A 17,661-nucleotide genomic window follows, 5' to 3' on the forward strand; every position below is an offset into this window, starting at 1 on the left:
CACGGCCATCAGAAATTATATCTCAGGCGCGCGCCGTAGGTGCGGGGTGCGCGAATGCTGCCGACGATCAGCCCGTCAGCGCCGCCATTGGGGTTGGCTGGGGCGGGATGGATGAACAGGTGCCGGTTGGCCTGGGTGATCACCGCTTCATTGGTGAGGTTTCTCGCAAAGACCGTCAGCGACAGCTGGTTGCCCGGCGCGTAGAAGGCGAGCGAGGCATCAAGCATCGCATAGGCGTCCTGCCGCTCCGTGCCCAGATATTCGACCGAAAGCCAGCTTGAGGAGGCGAACTGCACGCTCGCGCCCGGTTCAATCGCGAAGCCGCTGCTCAGCTCGAAGCGATGCGAGTAGCTCGCCGTGCCGCTCCATTTGGGCGTGCGGACAAGCGGAAAACCGGCGCAGTCGATCGGGCGCGTCGCCCCGTCCGGGCTGAGCTGCCCGATATCGCAGCCCGTCACTGGCGGCCCAAGCGAGGTGTAGTTGGTGATGGTGAACTTCTGATATTTGGTGTTGATATATTCGACCTGGAGATTGAACGTATCGGCATCGGTCGGGCGAAAGGCGATATCCGCGTCGATGCCGAAGATCCGCGCCTTGCCTGCATTCACGGTTGCGAAAGTGAAATAGCCCGGAATGGAGGTTGCAGAGAAATAGCTTTGCTGCTGGCCCTTATATTTCCAGTAGAAGGCTTCAAGGTTCAGCTGAAGCTTGTTGTCGAAGAAACGATTCTTGCTGCCAAGCTCGAAGGCCAGCACTTTTTCCGGCCCGAAAGAATTGGGCAGTGGCGCGGGGTAATAGCCGCCGGATTTGAAGCCCGTGCTGGCATTGAAAAAGAGGAGCGAGTTGGGCGCCACGTCATATTCGACGCCAGCCTTCCACGATACCTGCTTGAAGGTACGGCGGTTGTCCATCCGTGAAGAGAAAGTGCAAAATTGCGGTGGATAAGGCGTGGCGGGATTGAAGACATAAGGCGGCGCGCATCCCACACCCGGCATGGGAAGCTGATAATTGGTGGTGGGTCCGCCAAGCGTCTTGCGCTCATAGGTATAGCGCAGGCCCCCGGTCAGGCGCAGGGCTTCCGTGAGGCTGTAGGTCGCCTGACCGAAGGCGGCATAGCTCCGGCTTTTCTGATCGACGTCCAGGACGGCGGTGGCAGGACCAATGTCGGCGACCAGACTGTAAGGCTTGTCGCCCCGCTTCTGATGCTCATCGAAGTAGAAGCCGCCGGCGACCCATTTGAAGGCGGCGCTTTCATTGGCCAGACGGGCTTCCACGCTGGTCTGATGATCGATTTCGCTGTCCGTGGTCCGAAAGCCGGTCAGATTGTGGAGATCTTCCAGCTTGCCGCGCCGGTAGGCCGGAATGACCGTCAACGTCGCCGGTCCCAGATCCCAATTCATTTCCGCCGACACATGGAGAACGTCGATATTCACATTCTGGGCCGTCGTCGGGCGGGTCAGGAACGGTCCGACGCCGGGTTCTCCGGCATAGATGGGTTCCAGGCTGGGATCGGTAACGGACGTCCAGGCGCTCTTGCCCGAAATCCTGGGGAGCGGGACCCCGCCCGCGCCAACGCCGCCGATATGCTGGTAGGCGCCGGTCAGCAGCAGCGAGAATGTGCTGTCAGGTTCATAGAGCAATTGAAGCCGGGCGGCCTGGCTCTTGTCGTCGTCCGCGCCGTCGCTCAGATAGCCGTTGCGATGGACGATCTGCCCGCTTGCACGAATGGCCAGCGTGTCGCCGACCGGCAGGTTGACCGCCGCCGTTCCGCGCAGAAGGTCGTAATTGCCGGCCTCAACCTCCATGAAGCCCGACCGGGACCCCAGCTTTGGACGCGCATAGATGACGTTCACCGCGCCGCCCGATGCGTTGCGGCCATAAAGCGTGCCTTGCGGCCCCTTCAATATCTCGACACGATCGAGGTCGAAGAAGCTGGCGCGCGTGGCCCAGGGCCGCGACACATAGACGCCGTTGAGATTGACCGCGACCGCGCCTTCGGCAAAGGAGTTCGCCGAATAATTGCCGACGCCGCGAACATAGACCTGCGGATAATTGCCCGCCGTGCCAATATTCACGCCGGGCGCGACCGCGTTCAGATCTTCAGGACGCAGCACGCCGCGCTGGGCAAGGTCTTCGCCGGTGATCGCCTGGATCGCCAATGCCGCCCGCTGGGCGCTTTCACTTCTGCGCGATGCCGTGACGATGATATCGGCAAGCCCGGAAGCGTTTCTATTTGCCGAAGCATCCGATCCTGACTGTTCTGCATTGGGAGTATCCGCTGGTGTACCCGGAACCTCCGCCGCGGCCGTTTGCGCCAATGCAAGCGCGAAAGGAGATCCGCAAAGAACCAGAAATTTCATATCATCCTCCCTTTTTCTATGATTTTTTGACGTTCTTATTCTCAAGATCATCTTCAAAGGGCGTGCGGCAAAGACCGTCGCGATCAACTCCACCGACTTGATCACTGTCCTTAATCTGCTGATATTTCGCCGCCTTTGGATCTGGACTTTCACCACTCCCAAATGGCTCGCCATGGCACGCCCGATATGATCAGGTCACTTCGCCATAACTTCTGGAATATCTGCCCTGAATCCATCTATCGGTCCAAGGTCTAGCAGGGCGGATAAGGGGCAGGAAATATATATCCATTATGCTTGCCATAATCCGGGCGGATCAAGCATTGCCGCAATGATGATGGTGGCGCCCCGCTATTTGACGGTATCGTGAAGGGCCGTTGCAAACTGCCTTTCATAATCCCGTCATATGCCGCACATCAGCGCGACTGATTTTTCCTGCCTGTTCTTTGCTGCCTATAAGAGACCCGATATGTCTTCCGTAATGACTGCCGGGCGGCGCTGATCGGGTCTTGCGGAGCCGAAGCCCCCCTCTGCAATCGGCGGCATATCCAGCTTTTTGGATCATCTGGCGGGAAGAGGCAGCAGCAATTCGATGACCGACGAATTTGACTATATCATCGTTGGCGCAGGTTCGGCAGGCGCGGTCATCGCGAACCGCCTGAGCGCCGATCCAGACATACGCGTCCTGCTGCTCGAAGCAGGCAAGGCGAGCCGCCACCCGCTCATGGCGATGCCGCTTTCCTTCTTTTCGCTCATGCTTCGGCCCGGCCTGAACTGGGGCTATATGACGGAGCCGGAGCCATTTGCCGATAATCGCCGCCTGCCGGTGCTGCGCGGCAAGGTGCTGGGCGGGTCCTCCTCCATCAACGGCATGATGTTCACCCGTGGCCATCCCAGGGACTATGACCAATGGGCACAGATGGGCAACCAGGGCTGGAGCTTCGATGACGTCCTTCCCTATTTCAGACGCATGGAAAATAGCTGGCGCGGCAGCAGCGATCGCCATGGCGCAGGGGGACCCATCAGCACGCAAGGGCAATCGACTGACAACCCGCTTTACCAGGCGCTTGTGGAAGTCGCGCGGCGGAACGGATATCCCGTCAGGCAGGATTTTGAAGCGGACGTCCCGGAAGGGTTCGGCGTCCCGGACTTCTCCATCCGCAAGGGGCGGCGATCGAGCACTGCGAGAGGCTATCTCGACCCGGTCTTGCGGCGGCCCAACCTGACGGTGGCGGTCGAAGCCCAGTCCACGCGCATAATGTTCGAAGGAAAACGGGCCGTAGGGATTGAATATCTGCGGCGCGGCGAGATCGTCCAGGCCCGCGCATCGCGCGAAGTGATATTGTCGGCGGGCGCTTATAATTCGCCGCAACTGCTGATGCTGTCCGGCGTCGGGCCAGCGGACCATCTGCGTGAGATGGACATCCCGGTGCTCGCCGACCTGCCGGGCGTGGGCCAGAATTTGCAGGAGCATCCTGGGTTGCATACGCAATTCCAGCCGCGCATTCCCATGGATTTCGAAAATGCGATCCGTCTAGACCGGGTGGCCCGCTCAGTCGCCTGGTGGGCGGCAACCGGCAAGGGGATAGCGGGGTCCATCCCCCTGACCGCCATGGCCTTCTACAAATCGCGCGAGGGACTGGAACGGCCCGATCTGGAAACGATGTTCATCCCGACCGCTTTCGACGCGCGCATATGGTTTCCGGGGATCGCGCGCGCCCGTGGTCATGTTTTCACCACCTCCACCATCATCCTGCGCCCGGATAGCCGGGGTTGGGTGAAGCTGCGGTCCAATGACCCGCGTGACAAACCCCGTATCCAGTGGAACCTGCTTGCCGAAGAAAGCGACCTGGCGGCCATGCGGCGAGGGGTGCGGTGGATCCGCGGCCTGATGCGGCAGCAGCCCGTTTCCGACCTGATCGGAGAAGAGATCAGGCCCGGACCGTCGATCAACAGCGATGCCGAAATCGACGATTATATCCGCGCCAATATTCATACGGCCCATCATGCCACCAGCACCTGTTCCATGGGCACTGGCGAGAATGCGGTGGTCGATGCAAAGCTGAAAGTCCACGGCGTCGAAGGCCTGCGCGTGGCTGACGCGTCGATCATGCCGGTCATCGTCGGGGCGCATACCAATGCGCCGTCCATCATGATCGGGGAGAAGGCTGCGGCGATGATCCTGTCAGACAATGGCTGACGGGTAGCGGTAGAAGCCCTGCCACCATAGCAATGCTTGCGGTGGCAGGGCCGTTGAAAAAGATGGCCTGCCTCAGACGAGCGTCGCGCCACCATCGACATGGAGCGTCGTGCCCGCGAGCGCCGGATTGCGCATGGCGAACAGCACCGCGTCGGCAATGTCGTCGGTCGTAGGGACATAGCGGCTGGGAAGCACTGACGAGAGATGCTCGATCATCCTGTCATAGGATTGCCCCACATGCCGTTCGAGCGCGGGCGAGCGGACCGGGCCAGGCGCGACCACGTTGACGCGGACCGGCGCCATTTCGACCGTGAGGTTTCGCGCGAAGCTGTCGATGCCCGCCATGGTGCTGGCGGCCTCCCCCAGCGACGGCACGGGCTTCCATGCCGCAGCGCCGGAAAACAGCGTGATGCTCGCGCGCTCCGCCAGCTTCGAACTGGCCGCCCGGATGACGTTGAAGACACCCCAAATCCGCACCCGCACGACGCGCTCCAATTCCGCCCTGGGAAGCTTCACGAAGGTCCATCGCTCCTCCGAACCGAAGGTGCCGGATGTGACGACAAGATGATCCACCTGCGCGACCCCGCCGAACGCGGCTTCGACCGACGCCTCGTCCGCGACATCGCAGACGACCGTGGCGCTGCCGGGGATCGTCGCTTGTGCCTGCGCCAGACGATCAGGATTGCGGGCCATGATCGTCACCTTCGCGCCCGCCGCAGCCGCCGCCTGAGCGACGGCGAGGCCGATGCCCTGGCTGCCCCCGACGACGACGACGTGACGTCCCGAAAGCTTGTCCGCCCTGCCATGATCATCCGCCAACACACATACTCCTGCTACTGAGTGAAATAGGTTCTTTCGAGTGCTCAAATCGGTTCGAGCAATTTGGCCCGCATCTGCGCCGTGACCTCGGCCTGGGACTGTTCCGCGGACGCCGGGTTCATCTGCCATTCGCCGAGCTTGATCGACATTTGCCCCACCAGGTTCGCGCGTTCGAAGCGACGCGTCATGAACCTTGCGAGCTTGTCCGCCAGCGGCGCTTCGTCGCGCGACAGTTCGTCGGCGAGCGCGACCGAATCCTCGATCGCCATGGCCGCGCCCTGGCCCAGATGCGGCGTGGCGCTGTGCGCGGCGTCGCCGATCAGGAGGATGCGCCCCTTATACCATGGGGAGGGTAGCATGCAGACCTCAAGGGGCCGGTAGACGACAAGCTCCGGCTCCGTGATGCGCTTGGCCAACTCGCCAAGCAGGCCGCCGAAGCCAGCGAGACGCTTGCGCATCTCATCGGCGAGGCTTTCGGGCGGGAAATGGGGATTGCCCGGTTCCTCGGTCACCGTCATGATATACATGGTGTCCTGCGTCAGCGGGCAATATCCTGCGGTGTGGCCGTCATCATGCATGTAAAGATGGAACCATTCCAAGTCTCTGGGACGAGGAACATTGTACCGCCATACGCCCTGTCCAGTATAGCTTGGTCTTGGCGCGTGCGGGAAGACTATATTGCGTGTCCTGGAATAAGCGCCGTCCGCGCCGATCACCAGATCATAGCGGCACGATGTTCCATCAGTGAAGCGGACATCTACGCCGTCGCCGCGATCTTCGATGGATTCAAAGGTGACGCCAAGACGCACGGGAATGCCGAGCGCCTTCACCTTGCCGGTCAGTACCTTGTGAAGGGCGGGACGGGTAAGGCCCAGATCGGCGGGATAGGGCGCGGTCACCGTCGAGTCACCAGGCAGCTCCGCAATCTCCTCCCCCGCCATGTCGAGGAATTTCCAGCCCTTATAGGGAAAGCCCGCCGCAACGGCCTCGTCACCCAGGTCCAATGCTGCCAGGGCGCGCACGAAATTGGCCTGGACGATGATGCCGACATGATAGACGCGCCAATCAGTGCTCAGTTCGACGACATCGACGTCGAAGCCCTTCTGATGCAATCCGATGGCCGCGCTCAGGCCGCCGATACCGCCGCCGATGACCAGAATCCTGTTGTCTTTCACCATCCCCTCCGCATCCTCTTGCCCGTTCTGCCCTGATATTAGAGCAGAGCGCCGCCATCCGAACGATAGCCAGTGCGGGCGCGTGCGGTTGAACCGGCACCCGCACATGACCCATTGCTCCTGCGGCTATGCCCGACCGTCGCCGGAAAACCGGCGAAGCTCAAATCATTTGTTTTTGGTAGATGGAATAAGCAGGTCTTATGGTGACCTTGATCACCCCTTGGCGCTTGAGAGCGGCTGCGGACGTACCAGCCGGTAACCGGCAAGCGCCTGAAATCCGCCGACGATATAGGACAGGAGAGAGGGGTAAGCGGCGGAGATATCCTCTCCGCTCATCCGGCCTTCCGACACGAGGTCGAGCAGCCCGTCTATTTCAAACGTGCCCATCATCACCGACAGCGCATAGGTGAAGCCGCGCTGGGCCGTTTCCAGGCTGAGGGACGGCTCGGCGGCCATGATCCGCTCGATCGCCACGCGTCCGACCGCCCCGAAATGCTTCAGCAAAAGCGCGGCCCAGCGAGGGTCCTGATGCATCCGCGCGAGCAGACGCCCATAAGCGCGCCAGCCAGCATCGCCGTTGGTCATGAGGTCAAGCACCGGGCGGGCGAAGGCGTCGAACACCTGTTCCAGGCTGGGTGATGCCGGAAGCCGCGCGAAGGAGGCGCGCCTTGCTTCATCCAGCATCGTGGCCCGGCGGGCAAGCACGGCGTCGAGCAGAATGTCCTTCGTCGCGAAATGATAGGTGAGCAGGCCCAGCGAAAATCCCGCCCGGCTGCTGATCATCCGGGTCGAGACTTCGTCATAGGAATGGCAGGAAAACAGTTCTTCGGCGGTATCCAGTATCTGTTCGATCGATGCCGCCTTGTTTCGCGTGGCGCGGACGTCGCTTTTGACCGCGGGCCCGGAGGTCTCTTTCATCTTCTGGCTCATTCCCTGTGACCCGCCCGTCCGCCTTCGCGCCTCTCGCCTGCTATACGTGCAAAGGCGGACGCGGGTCACCAGCAAATATGCCCTTCCTGATCAGGGGAACAATCAAGAGCCGGATCAGAAACGCACGCCGATCCGCCCGCCATAGGTTCGGGGCGCGCGCAGGATCGCGATCACGTTAGACGCTGCGGAGAAGGGCAGTTGCCAGCCATTGCCCATGACGGTCGTATTTTCGATATTGTTGATGAAGGCCGCCGCATACCAGCGTCCGCCCGCCGCATTATAGGTCAACTGCGCGTCGCTCATCCAATAACCCTGCTGATATTCATCAGCCACGAAGTCGAGTGCGGTCAGGGAGGAGGATTGATAATGCGTCCGCACATTGAGGACGATGTTCGCGTCATTGGCAAGAGGAACGGTTTGCTGCGCGCCCAGGTTGATCGTCCACACGGGCGCCTGGGGCGGCCTCCTGCCGCTGCAATCGACGGAGTAGGAATTGCCGACCAGCGCGCCGACCGCGCAGCCGGATGCGGGCGGCGCGCCCAGATTGGGGACCGAATAGACGAAATCCTTGTACCGGGCGTCGAGATAAAGGACATCGGCGGTGAGCAGCGTGTTCCTGAGCGGCTTGAACTGGGCTTCCAGTTCGACGCCCTTGAAGCTGGCGCGGCCGACATTTTCCGTCGCGAAAATGGTGGTGCCCGCAGAATCCCGTGCAAGGTGGCTCACCTGCTGGTCGGTGTAGCGCCAGTAAAAGGCCTCAAGATTCAGTTGCAGGCGATTGTCGAAGAAGCGGTTCTTCGATCCCACGGTCCAGGCCTTGATGGTTTCCGGCTTGAACACGCCTTCATCCCCGCTCAGGAAGAAGCCGCCTGATTTGAAGCCGGTTTCAAAGCTCGCATAGAGCAGGTTCCGGGGCGTGATGTCCCAGTCGGCGCCAGCGCGCCACGTGACCCGGTTGAACCTGGCGGCCCCGTCCTGGGCGATTTCCGTGCCCACCTGAAGCGTTCCATCAGCGCCGGGCACGGGCGCGATCGTGCCGTCCGGTAGGCGCGTGACCGGGATGGGCGCGGTGTCATAGGGGAAGGGCACCGCGTCCGGGCAATTGGGATATTGGGCGAGGCAGACGCGGTCGATCGTCTGGAGATTGGCTTTCAGCGTCTTGCGCTCATGCGTGTAGCGGATGCCGCCGGTGACGCGGACATTATCCCTGAGAGCATAGGTCAGCCGCGCAGAGCCTGCATAGCTGTCAAGCGTGGACGCGAATTGCGCCTGATAATGGTCGAACTGATGGTTCACCAGATAGGTGGGAACATGATTGTCTTCATTATAATAATAAGCGCCGACGAGCAGCCGCAGGGGGTTGCTTTCCGGGCTTGCATAACGGGCCTCGACGCTCGTCTGCTCATTCTTCTCCCGGTCGTAGATCCAGAAGCCGTCCGTCGTGCTGACATTGTCGAGGCTGGATCGCCGGTAAGCGGGTATGATCGTGAACGTGCCGGCATCGGTCGAATAGCTGAGGTTCGCCGAAACGCCCCAGAAATTGTTCCTTTGATACTGGTTATCGGCAACGGACAGAAAGTTCCTGCCGCCAAGGACGTTGGGCAGAGAATGGTAGAAGGCCTGTCCTTCCGGCGAATTGATCCCGTAGCGATTGTCGATGCCCAGATCGACCGGCGTGCCGCCTGCTCCCCGGCCGCCCTGATGGAAATAGTCGGCGGACAGCAATATCTCCAGATCATCACTTGGATTTACCCGCAATTGAATACGGCCGCCATAATCATGCTGGTCGTCGGTGCCGTCCTTCATATAGCCGTCATGGCGAACGAAGATGCCCGCAGCGCGAATGGCCGCAACCGGCGAAAGCGGAACATTGAGCGCGCCGTCGAGCCTTACCGCATCATAATTGCCATATTCGGCGCTGGCATCCGCACCGAAGGCGAAATCGGGCTTGCGGGTGATGACGTTGATCGCGCCGCCGGTCGCGTTGCGGCCATATAATGTGCCCTGAGGCCCCTTGAGAACCTCGACACGTTCGAGATCGTAGAAATAGCCAGTGGTCGAATTGGGCCGCCCGATATAGACGCCGTCATAGTTGAACGCGATCGCGGATTCCGTCAGTGGATTGGCGTTCACATTGCCGACGCCGCGCAGGTAGAATTGCGTGTATGCGCCATTATTGCCCGCGACCTGAAGCGAGGGAACGAGCGTGGTCAGCGCCTTGGGATCGGACACGCCAGCGGCTCGCAGGGCGTCGCCATTGACCGCGGTAACGGCGATCGCGGCGCGCTGAAGATTTTCCGAACGGCGCTGGGCGGTCACCACAATGTCCTGAATGCCGCCGGGCGAAGAGGGGGACGCAGCCTCTGCCGCGGCCTGCGTGCTGGCAGGATCGGCGGCATTTTGCTGAGCGAAAGCTGGTGTGGAAAATGCGAACGCCCAGGCGATGGCGTTCAATGAAACCTTGCCCATTTTCATGGCTGTCCTCCCCGGTAAATGATGTTTTGCGGGGATGTTAGGAACAGGACAGAATTGGTCCAATATAAGTTAGTTATTTATGGCATCATCTCGACAGATGGCGGATTTGCAATGTTCCATAACAATGATCGGTTGTCATGAAGGACAATGACATATTCATGACTCGCCCGATCCATCGGAAAGATGAACCGGGCGAGCCATGAACTGGACCATGCTGCTGGATGGTCCGGCCATGCGGCCGGAACATCATTGCGGGATCAGGCGGGCAATTCCGCCTCTGCCTTGCTGAGCCGCTCGATCGCCGCGGCGGATGCGGCGATGCCTGCCTTTACCCGCTGGCTGTAGGCTTCATGCATCTCCCGCGCTTCGTCCGGGTGGGTGCAGATGTCCTCCACGCCAGCCTCGGCCGCGGCCAGGATGATCTCGGCGGCCTGCGCCGGCGGAATGGCGACGTTCATGTCGAGGCCTTCGGGCAGTTGCGGCGCTACGCCGCCCGTGGGCCGCAGCGAACGGAAGGTGTTGGAGATATTGGTGCGCACCATGCCGGGATAGATACTGGAAACCTTGATCGGCCTGTCGCCGATCTCGTCCCGCATGCCCTGCGCCAGCGCGGCGACGCCGAACTTGCTGGCGGAATAGATGCCGTGATGCCATCCCGGCGGCGTCAGCAGCCCGGCGAGCGAGGAGGTGCACAGGATATGGCCCGGCTGTCCATGGGCGAGCATGGAGGGGAGCAGGGAGCGAACGGTTTCGTAGACGCCGATGGTGTTGACGTCCATCACCCAGCGGACCTCGCGCTGCGTCACGGATGTGAAGGGAATGCCGGCAATGCCGATGCCCGCATTGGCGCAGAGGAAATGCACGTCGCCATGCGCGTCCAGCACCTCCTTCGCCACGCGTTCGATCTGGTCGATCGCGCTGACGTCGCACAGATGCGTCGTCACCTTGGGCGCGCCTGCCGCGAGGGCGAGCGCCTTCGTTTCCTCAAGCCCTGCTTCCGACACATCGGCGAGCGCCAGCGCGCTGCCCCGCTTCGCAAAGGCGAGCGCCAGTCCGCGCCCGATCCCGCTCGCGGACCCCGTGATATAGGCAAGCTTGTCTTTATATTCCGCCATGAGGTGGCTCCATTCGATAGGGGGGTTCAAGCGAAGGCGGCGCGCACGGCCTCAGGCGAGGCGGCGACGTCGATGTCGAGGATGGCTCCCGTCGCCGGGCCGAATTCCAGAATATGCGTGCCGGACGGCACGTCCTCGATAAGCCAGGGATCGACGCCGCCGCCATTGGCCGTATATTCGGGAAAGTCGCTGCTGAAGATATGCAGCAACAGCCGGTGACCGGCGGGAAGCTTATAGGCGGTCTGCCCCACCGTCACGGTGAAGGGCGTCGCATGTTCCTGAATGACGCCGCCGTCCGCCGTTTCGCTGACGGGCCGGGTCTTGAGCCGGACCTGGCCGCGCGTGATGAGATGGGCGGTCCCATCGGGGGCCTGGTCGAGCAGGCGGGCGAAGATGTCGGCGCTTTCCAGCGTGGAGGCGAGCCGCCCTTTCAGCGTCACCGCGCCGGTGATCAGGAGGTCGACCGCCACCGGCTTGCTGCCGAAAGCGAGCACATCGGGCCGGTCGCCAAGCGGCGCAAGATCGGGCCACGCCATCAGCACCGTGGTCGATCCCGGACCGCAGGGCTGCTCTGCGCTCGCGGCGATCGAAGGCACGAGATTTTCGCCGTCATGACGCCAGCGCGCGAAGTCCCGCTCGGGCGGCGTTTCACCCAACAGACCCTGCGCGTCATTCTTGCCGGACAGGTAGAAGCGGACCCGGCGCGTGTGGGCGGGGGGCCAGGCCTCGCTCGCTTTCCAGCCGGTCCTGCCGATCTCATATTGCACCGGCGGGACGCCTTCGCCCAGCCCGCGCAGATGGCGATTGTAGAAGGGGATCGTCGGATCGACCGCGCGGCGGATGAATTTTTCCAGCGCGACGGGATTGTGCGTGTACCAGTCCTCCGGCCCGAAGGGTGCCTGTTCAACATTATAGCCTTCATGATCCACCGCTTCGAGGCGGAGAAAGAGCTTGCCCGCCCAGGCGGGGGCGGCGGAGAGCGCCTCTATATCCTGCCATGCGGCGGGGGCGCACAGGTCGTAATAGCCCACGGTGAACAGGGTCGGGATGGGATTGGCGATCAGCGACGCCAGGCTGGGCGCGCGCGAGGGGAAATCCCTTTCGAATGACTTTTCGAAATCCGCCGACCATTGGCCGACCGTTTCGAAAAAGCCCTCCATCATCTTCTTCCAGGGGCGCTGATGCCAGGGGAGCCGCCCTATATAGAGGAAATTGTCGTTATAGCATTGGCCGAAATACCAGCGGTTGACCACATGCTCGACATCTTCGGAACCGTCCGGGGCGATCACCGGAAGGCCGAGGTTGGAGCCGGTCAGGCGCGGCGCGATGCACTTGAGCGCAGGATGAGCCGAGGAAAGCGCCGCGATCTGGGTAAAGCCGATATAGGACGTTCCCCACATGCCGACCGAACCATCGCTCCACGGCTGCTTTGCGATCCAGTCGATCGTGTCATAGCCGTCATCAGGCTCGTGGATCATATATTCGGTCGCGCCGCCCGAACGGAAGCGTCCGCGCACATCCTGAATGACGACATTATAGCCGTGCGCAACGAACAGCCGCGCGATCTTCCCCATGCCGGGGAAGCCGCCCTTGTCATAGGGCGTGCGGATGAGGATGGTCGCGGCCGGGATGTCGAGGTCGGCCCTGTAAAGGTCCGCCGCAAGCTCGACGCCGTCCCGCATGGCGATCTGGATGGTTTGCGCCCCTTCCGGCACAGGTTGGGGTTGCGCGCGAATATAGGATTTCTGGTCCGGGATACTGTTCATCGATCTTCATCCAATCGCAAAAGTGAAATTCATGAAAATGCCCGCCGCGCGCGCGACTTGCCACCGGCGCTGGCAATTGCCCGCGCCACGCCGCCAGGACTTGGCCTCCATTTCCTGACCGTGCAGCAAGGGCCAGTTACGGAAGTGGAGGCTAGCATCGGGACTGTGAGCCCACAAATATATGTGGCTGATCGGATATATCGAACCGGGTTATGCCTGAACCCCGGCGCGGGAGCCGAACGCCGCCGCGCAGGACCCAGGCGGCCTATCCCCGGAAGGTGAGGCTGAGCCGCGCCGTGGCCCCGCCGTCGACCGGGATATTCGCGCCGGTGATATAGGCAGCTTCATCGGAGGCCAGGAACAGGCCCGTATAGACTACGTCGGCCGGGCTGCCGAGGCGCGCAAGTGCGGAGGAATCCTCGAAAAAGGCCTTGAGCCTCGGCTTTTCACGCAGCAGCGGCTGCGTGGCGGGCGTGGCGATGATGCCGGGGGAAATGGCGTTCACCCGAATCCAGTGGGGCGCGCCCTCGACCGCGAGCTGGCGCGACATCGCGATGACGCCGCTCTTGGCGGTGCCGTGCGCAAGCGCGCCGACGCCTTCAATCGGTTCAGCGCCGCCCATGCCGCTGATCGACCCGATATTGATGATGCTGCCGCCGCCCCGCTTGATCATATGCGGCCAGACCGCCTGCGTCGGCACGAAGATGACATCGAGTTCGACGCGCAGATTGTCATGCCACATTTCGATGCTGGTTTCTGCGAACGGCGCGAACCGGGCCGACCCGCCATTATTGTAAAGGATATCGATCCCGCCCTGCTTCTGGACCACGGCATCGGCCCAGCGCTTCATCTGTTCAGGATTGGTGGCGTCAGCAACGTCGAGATCGAGCGTCAGCCCTTCCGCCTCCGCCAGCGCGCGGGTTTGCCGCAGCCCGTCTTCATTGATGTCGCACCCGAAGACCGCCGCCCCGGCCCTGGCGAACAGAAGCGCGGCTTCCCTGCCCTGCCCGCCTGCGACGCCCGTCAGCATGGCTACCTTTCCGGCGAGGCGGCCTTCCACCTTGCCTTGGCTGGTCCGCGCCTGTTCACTCATTGCCATGCCTCCTCATATGCGCTGTCAGGAATTGATCATCTGCCCGTGAAGGAGCGTTTCGCGCACTTTCCCTATTCCCGGCACGTGAGCGCCCTCCCCGCCGTCCACGACCAGGATCTGGCCCGTGATCATGCGCGCGGCAGACGAGGCCAGGAACACGGCGGCGTTGGCAATGTCCACAGGTTCGGCAAGCGTGGGGGTCAGCGTTTCCTCCAACTCCAGTTCAAAGATCGCCGGGTGGAACGCCGCCACGACGGCGGGCGAACGCGTCAGGCCCGGCAGGACGGCATTGCAGCGAACGCCGTCCTTGCCATATTGCGTGGCCACCGACCGAGTAAGCTGGACAAGGGCGAGCTTGCTCGCGGAATAGGCCGACTGGACGAGATTGCCGCGCAGGGAAAGGGCCGAGCCGGTATTGACGATCGCGCCGCCCCCGGCCGCCAGCAGATGCGGAAGCACATATTTGCTGCACAGCATCGTGCCCTTGCAATTGGCCCCGAAAATACGATCCCAGACCTGGGCATCCATGCCGGCGATCGCGCCATCCCTGCCGTTCAGGTCAGGCGACAGATCGGCGGCATTGGCGTGCAGGATGCCGATGGACCCAAAATGATCGTGCGACCGGGCAATCAGCCGTTCGATGCTGGTTTCGTCATGCAGGTCGAAGGGAAGCGCGATCGCATCGCCACCCTGACCGGCGATGGCGTGGGCAACGGCCTCCGCCGCTTCCAGCGCGATGTCGGCCACCACGACCCTGGCGCCCCGCGCTGCCAGCAGTTGCGCGCTTGCAGCGCCAATGCCGCCCCCGGCGCCGGTCACTATGGCGACGTCTCCAGCAAATTCTATCATGTTCGTCCTTGCATCCTGATAGCGGCGATCACGGGCGGCCGCCCGCAACCGCGCGCGGTTTCGTGCCGCAATCGGCCACAGCCTGAAGAGTGCGCCGCACCGGCGGGTCCATGCCAAGCGGCTCTGCCGTCGCGGGCATGCGTTCGGCCACCGCCGACATGACGTCCCTTAGCCAGCGATGCCCTGGGTCCGCTTCCGACCGGGGGTGCCACATGGCCGTTTCATTCAGTTCCAGAAGCTCAATCGGCGCGGGCAGCGCCTTGAGCTGGAGATAATCCTTGTGAATTTCGAAAAGGCGGTGCGGGACGATCGTCACCATGTCCGTGCCGCTCACCATCGAAAGCGCGTGGAAGAAGGTGGGCACGCATCCGCCGATCCGGGGCCGCTCCATCTGCTTGCGCAATGCCAGTTCGATATTGCTGACCAGACGGCCGCCGAAGCGCACGTCGACAAAGACCTGCTGGCAGAATTCCGGGTAGCTGATCGGGCGGTTCAGCAGGGGATTGCTTCTGGACCCGGCCAGGATGAAGCGGTCATGGAACAGCAACTGCTCGCACACATCGTCCCGGCGATAGGCGGGGTCGAACAGCGCGCTGTGCGGAAGAGTGACGCAGGCATCGATCTGGCCATCATGCAGGCGCGTCAGCGTGTCCATCGACAGTTCATCAATCTCACAGTTCAGCCCCGGTCCGGCGGAAACGATCTCATCGACTAGCTGAACCCCGAAAATCTCGGCGCAGCTATTGGACATCACCACCTTGAAGGTGCGTTGCGCTTCGGCAGGCTGGAAGCCGTCGCCATCGCTGAGAAGCGCGCGCACATCGAACAATATCTCCTTGAGCGGCCCCACCAGCATGCGGGCGCGCGGCGTAAGCTCCATCTGCCGCCCGATCCGTTCCAGCAGGGGATCAGAGAAGTGGAAGCGCAGCTTTTGCAGCGCGAAGCTCATCGCTGGCTGGGAGACGTGGAGGCGTTCGGACGCCCGCGTGACGTTGCGCTCGTTCAGAAGCGCATCGAGCGAGACGAGGAGATTGAGGTCGAGGCCATTCAGATGCATGGCCGCCCCCCTGACGAAGCGGCGCGCTCTTGCTCAGGCGCGTGCCGTTCTGGCTTTCCAGATCGAAAGCTCATGGCCATCTTCCACCTCTCCCAGCCGATTCCGATGAAACCGGACTCTTTTCACTGCGCCCGAATTTTATCTGCCGGGGGAGGCGTCGGCGCCGCGCCTCTCCTTATATCTGCCGGTCCTTCGGCGGGCGTTAACTGCCCTTATGGGGAAGAACCGGAGTTAACCGTACACACGAACGGTTAAGGGAGCAAGCATTCTTGAACCATCCGCTGCGCGCGTCCGGGAGGGAAGGAAAGCCGCGCGTGCGGGCGCTCCCTTCCGCTCCCCGTCAGCGCGCTCAGAGGCCGCCTAGAGCGATATATTTGATCTCCAGATAGTCATCGATGCCATATTTCGATCCTTCGCGGCCGAGGCCGGAGGCCTTGACCCCGCCAAAGGGCGCGACCTCGGTGGAAATCAGCCCCTCATTCACGCCGACCATGCCGAATTCCAGCGCTTCGCTGACGCGGAAGATGCGGCCCACGTCACGCGCGTAGATGTAGGAAGCAAGGCCGAAGGGCGTGTCATTGGCGAGCGCGATCGCTTCCTCTTCGGTTTCGAAGCGGAACAGCGGCGCGATGGGACCGAAGGTCTCATCAGCGAAGATCATCGCGTCGCGCGGGACATTGGTCAGCACCGTGGGTTCGAAGAAGGTGCCGCCCAGCGCATGCCGCTTGCCGCCTGCGCGCACCTCCGCGCCCTTCGCCACGGCGTCGGCCACATGCTCCTCGACCTTCGCCACCGCATTTTCGTCGATGAGCGGCCCCTGGACGACGCCATCCTCCATGCCGTTGCCCACCTTCAGCTTCGCGGTTTCCTCGGCAAGGCGCTTCGCGAACGCGTCATAGATGCCGGACTGGACGAGCAGGCGGTTCGCCGCGATGCAGGCCTGGCCGGTATTGCGATATTTGGCCATGAGCGCGCCCTTCACCGCGCTTTCCAGATCGGCGTCATCGAAGACGATGAAGGGCGCATTGCCGCCCAGTTCCATGCTTGTCTTCTTGATGGTGGGCGCGCATTGGGCCAGCAGCAGGGCGCCGACTTCGGTCGATCCGGTGAAGGACAGTTTCCGCACGATGGGGCTGCCGGTGAGTTCGCCGCCGATCGCCCGCGCCGATCCGGTGACGATGTTGCAGACGCCCTTCGGCAGACCCGCGCGCTCCGCCAGCACGCCCAGCGCGAGCGCGGACAGCGGCGTCTGGCTGGCGGGCTTGATGACGCCAGCGCAGCCCGCCGCCCAGCCCGGCCCCGCCTTTCGCGTGATCATCGCGGCCGGGAAGTTCCACGGCGTGATCGCCGCGAACACGCCGATCGGCGACTTCTGCACCAGGATGCGGCGATTGTCCGCATTTTGCGGGATGATGTCGCCATAGACGCGCTTCGCCTCTTCCGCGAACCATTCGATGAAGCCTGCGGCGTAGAGCAGTTCGCCATGCGCTTCGGACAGGGGTTTGCCCTGTTCCGCCGTCAGGATCACCGCCAGATCGCCGATATGCTCCAGCATGAGGTCGTAGAGGCGGCGCAGGATGCGCGACCGCTCCTTGGGCAGCACCTTCCTCCATTCCCGCGTCGCGCGCTCGGCGGCGGCGATCGCGCGGCGGGTTTCCTCAGCGCCCGCATCCGGCACCGTGGCGATCAATTCGCCGGTGGCGGGATTGCGCACGTCCAGGGTGCGGCCATCGTCCGCCTGAACCCATTCGCCATCGATCAATATGGCCTGACGCAGGAGACCGGGGTCTTTAAGATCAAGTTTGACAGGAGCAGTCATGGCGGC

Annotated in this window: 12 protein-coding genes; 1 reads left to right on the plus strand and 11 read right to left on the minus strand. The window is 62.5% G+C overall.

Annotated elements, in window-relative coordinates; all coding sequences use genetic code 11:
- Positions 1-8 precede the first annotated feature (8 nt).
- Entirely contained in the window at positions 9-2,159 is a 2,151-nt protein-coding gene (locus L288_RS36015; RefSeq protein ID WP_021239024.1) for a TonB-dependent receptor, read from the minus strand.
- A 790-nt stretch (positions 2,160-2,949) separates the two neighbouring features.
- Here L288_RS36015 and L288_RS36020 point away from each other — a divergent pair.
- Positions 2,950-4,557 carry a GMC family oxidoreductase gene (locus L288_RS36020; RefSeq protein WP_021239025.1) on the plus strand — a complete coding sequence of 536 codons (1,608 nt, stop codon included), beginning with the start codon at positions 2,950-2,952 and terminating at the stop codon, positions 4,555-4,557.
- Between the two features lie 72 nt (positions 4,558-4,629).
- Here L288_RS36020 and L288_RS36025 read toward each other — a convergent pair whose 3' ends face one another.
- The 10 genes from L288_RS36025 to L288_RS36060 form a co-directional block, all read right to left on the minus strand.
- Complete coding sequence (locus L288_RS36025) at positions 4,630-5,376, minus strand: SDR family oxidoreductase (RefSeq protein WP_021239026.1); 747 nt, start codon at positions 5,374-5,376, stop codon at positions 4,630-4,632.
- A gap of 44 nt (positions 5,377-5,420) precedes the next feature.
- The gene (locus L288_RS36030) at positions 5,421-6,554 is read right to left on the minus strand and encodes an FAD-dependent monooxygenase (protein WP_021239027.1); all 1,134 of its coding nucleotides are present in this window, start codon (positions 6,552-6,554) and stop codon (positions 5,421-5,423) included.
- 210 nt (positions 6,555-6,764) lie between these two features.
- Positions 6,765-7,469 carry a TetR/AcrR family transcriptional regulator gene (locus L288_RS42055; RefSeq protein WP_021239028.1) on the minus strand — a complete coding sequence of 235 codons (705 nt, stop codon included), beginning with the start codon at positions 7,467-7,469 and terminating at the stop codon, positions 6,765-6,767.
- Between the two features lie 126 nt (positions 7,470-7,595).
- Entirely contained in the window at positions 7,596-9,956 is a 2,361-nt protein-coding gene (locus tag L288_RS36035) for a TonB-dependent receptor (protein ID WP_021239029.1), read from the minus strand.
- Between the two features lie 257 nt (positions 9,957-10,213).
- Positions 10,214-11,071 carry an SDR family NAD(P)-dependent oxidoreductase gene (locus L288_RS0121915; protein WP_021239030.1) on the minus strand — a complete coding sequence of 286 codons (858 nt, stop codon included), beginning with the start codon at positions 11,069-11,071 and terminating at the stop codon, positions 10,214-10,216.
- A 26-nt stretch (positions 11,072-11,097) separates the two neighbouring features.
- The gene (locus L288_RS36040) at positions 11,098-12,837 is read right to left on the minus strand and encodes a CocE/NonD family hydrolase (RefSeq protein ID WP_021239031.1); all 1,740 of its coding nucleotides are present in this window, start codon (positions 12,835-12,837) and stop codon (positions 11,098-11,100) included.
- Between the two features lie 265 nt (positions 12,838-13,102).
- Positions 13,103-13,930 (minus strand): SDR family NAD(P)-dependent oxidoreductase, encoded by an 828-nt coding sequence (locus tag L288_RS36045; protein WP_021239033.1) that lies wholly within the window; start codon positions 13,928-13,930, stop codon positions 13,103-13,105.
- A gap of 24 nt (positions 13,931-13,954) precedes the next feature.
- A complete protein-coding gene (locus L288_RS36050; protein WP_031304630.1) occupies positions 13,955-14,779 on the minus strand; it encodes an SDR family NAD(P)-dependent oxidoreductase in 825 nt (274 codons plus the stop codon).
- Between the two features lie 28 nt (positions 14,780-14,807).
- A complete protein-coding gene (locus tag L288_RS36055) occupies positions 14,808-15,836 on the minus strand; it encodes a LysR substrate-binding domain-containing protein (RefSeq protein WP_021239035.1) in 1,029 nt (342 codons plus the stop codon).
- 349 nt (positions 15,837-16,185) lie between these two features.
- Positions 16,186-17,655 (minus strand): NAD-dependent succinate-semialdehyde dehydrogenase, encoded by a 1,470-nt coding sequence (locus L288_RS36060; RefSeq protein ID WP_021239036.1) that lies wholly within the window; start codon positions 17,653-17,655, stop codon positions 16,186-16,188.
- Between the last annotated feature and the right edge of the window lie 6 nt (positions 17,656-17,661).

It is taken from the genome of Sphingobium quisquiliarum P25, from assembly GCF_000445065.1.
GTDB lineage: Bacteria > Pseudomonadota > Alphaproteobacteria > Sphingomonadales > Sphingomonadaceae > Sphingobium > Sphingobium quisquiliarum.

What these genes read in the sequence shown, in the direction of transcription:
- L288_RS36020 (WP_021239025.1), top strand. Translation starts at nt 2,950, where the DNA reads ATGACCGACGAATTTGACTATATCATCGTTGGCGCAGGTTCGGCAGGC.
- L288_RS42055 (WP_021239028.1), bottom strand. Translation starts at nt 7,469, where the DNA reads ATGAAAGAGACCTCCGGGCCCGCGGTCAAAAGCGACGTCCGCGCCACG.
- L288_RS36050 (WP_031304630.1), bottom strand. Translation starts at nt 14,779, where the DNA reads ATGATAGAATTTGCTGGAGACGTCGCCATAGTGACCGGCGCCGGGGGC.
- L288_RS0121915 (WP_021239030.1), bottom strand. Translation starts at nt 11,071, where the DNA reads ATGGCGGAATATAAAGACAAGCTTGCCTATATCACGGGGTCCGCGAGC.
- L288_RS36060 (WP_021239036.1), bottom strand. Translation starts at nt 17,655, where the DNA reads ATGACTGCTCCTGTCAAACTTGATCTTAAAGACCCCGGTCTCCTGCGT.
- L288_RS36055 (WP_021239035.1), bottom strand. Translation starts at nt 15,836, where the DNA reads ATGCATCTGAATGGCCTCGACCTCAATCTCCTCGTCTCGCTCGATGCG.
- L288_RS36040 (WP_021239031.1), bottom strand. Translation starts at nt 12,837, where the DNA reads ATGAACAGTATCCCGGACCAGAAATCCTATATTCGCGCGCAACCCCAA.
- L288_RS36030 (WP_021239027.1), bottom strand. Translation starts at nt 6,554, where the DNA reads ATGGTGAAAGACAACAGGATTCTGGTCATCGGCGGCGGTATCGGCGGC.
- L288_RS36045 (WP_021239033.1), bottom strand. Translation starts at nt 13,930, where the DNA reads ATGAGTGAACAGGCGCGGACCAGCCAAGGCAAGGTGGAAGGCCGCCTC.
- L288_RS36035 (WP_021239029.1), bottom strand. Translation starts at nt 9,956, where the DNA reads ATGAAAATGGGCAAGGTTTCATTGAACGCCATCGCCTGGGCGTTCGCA.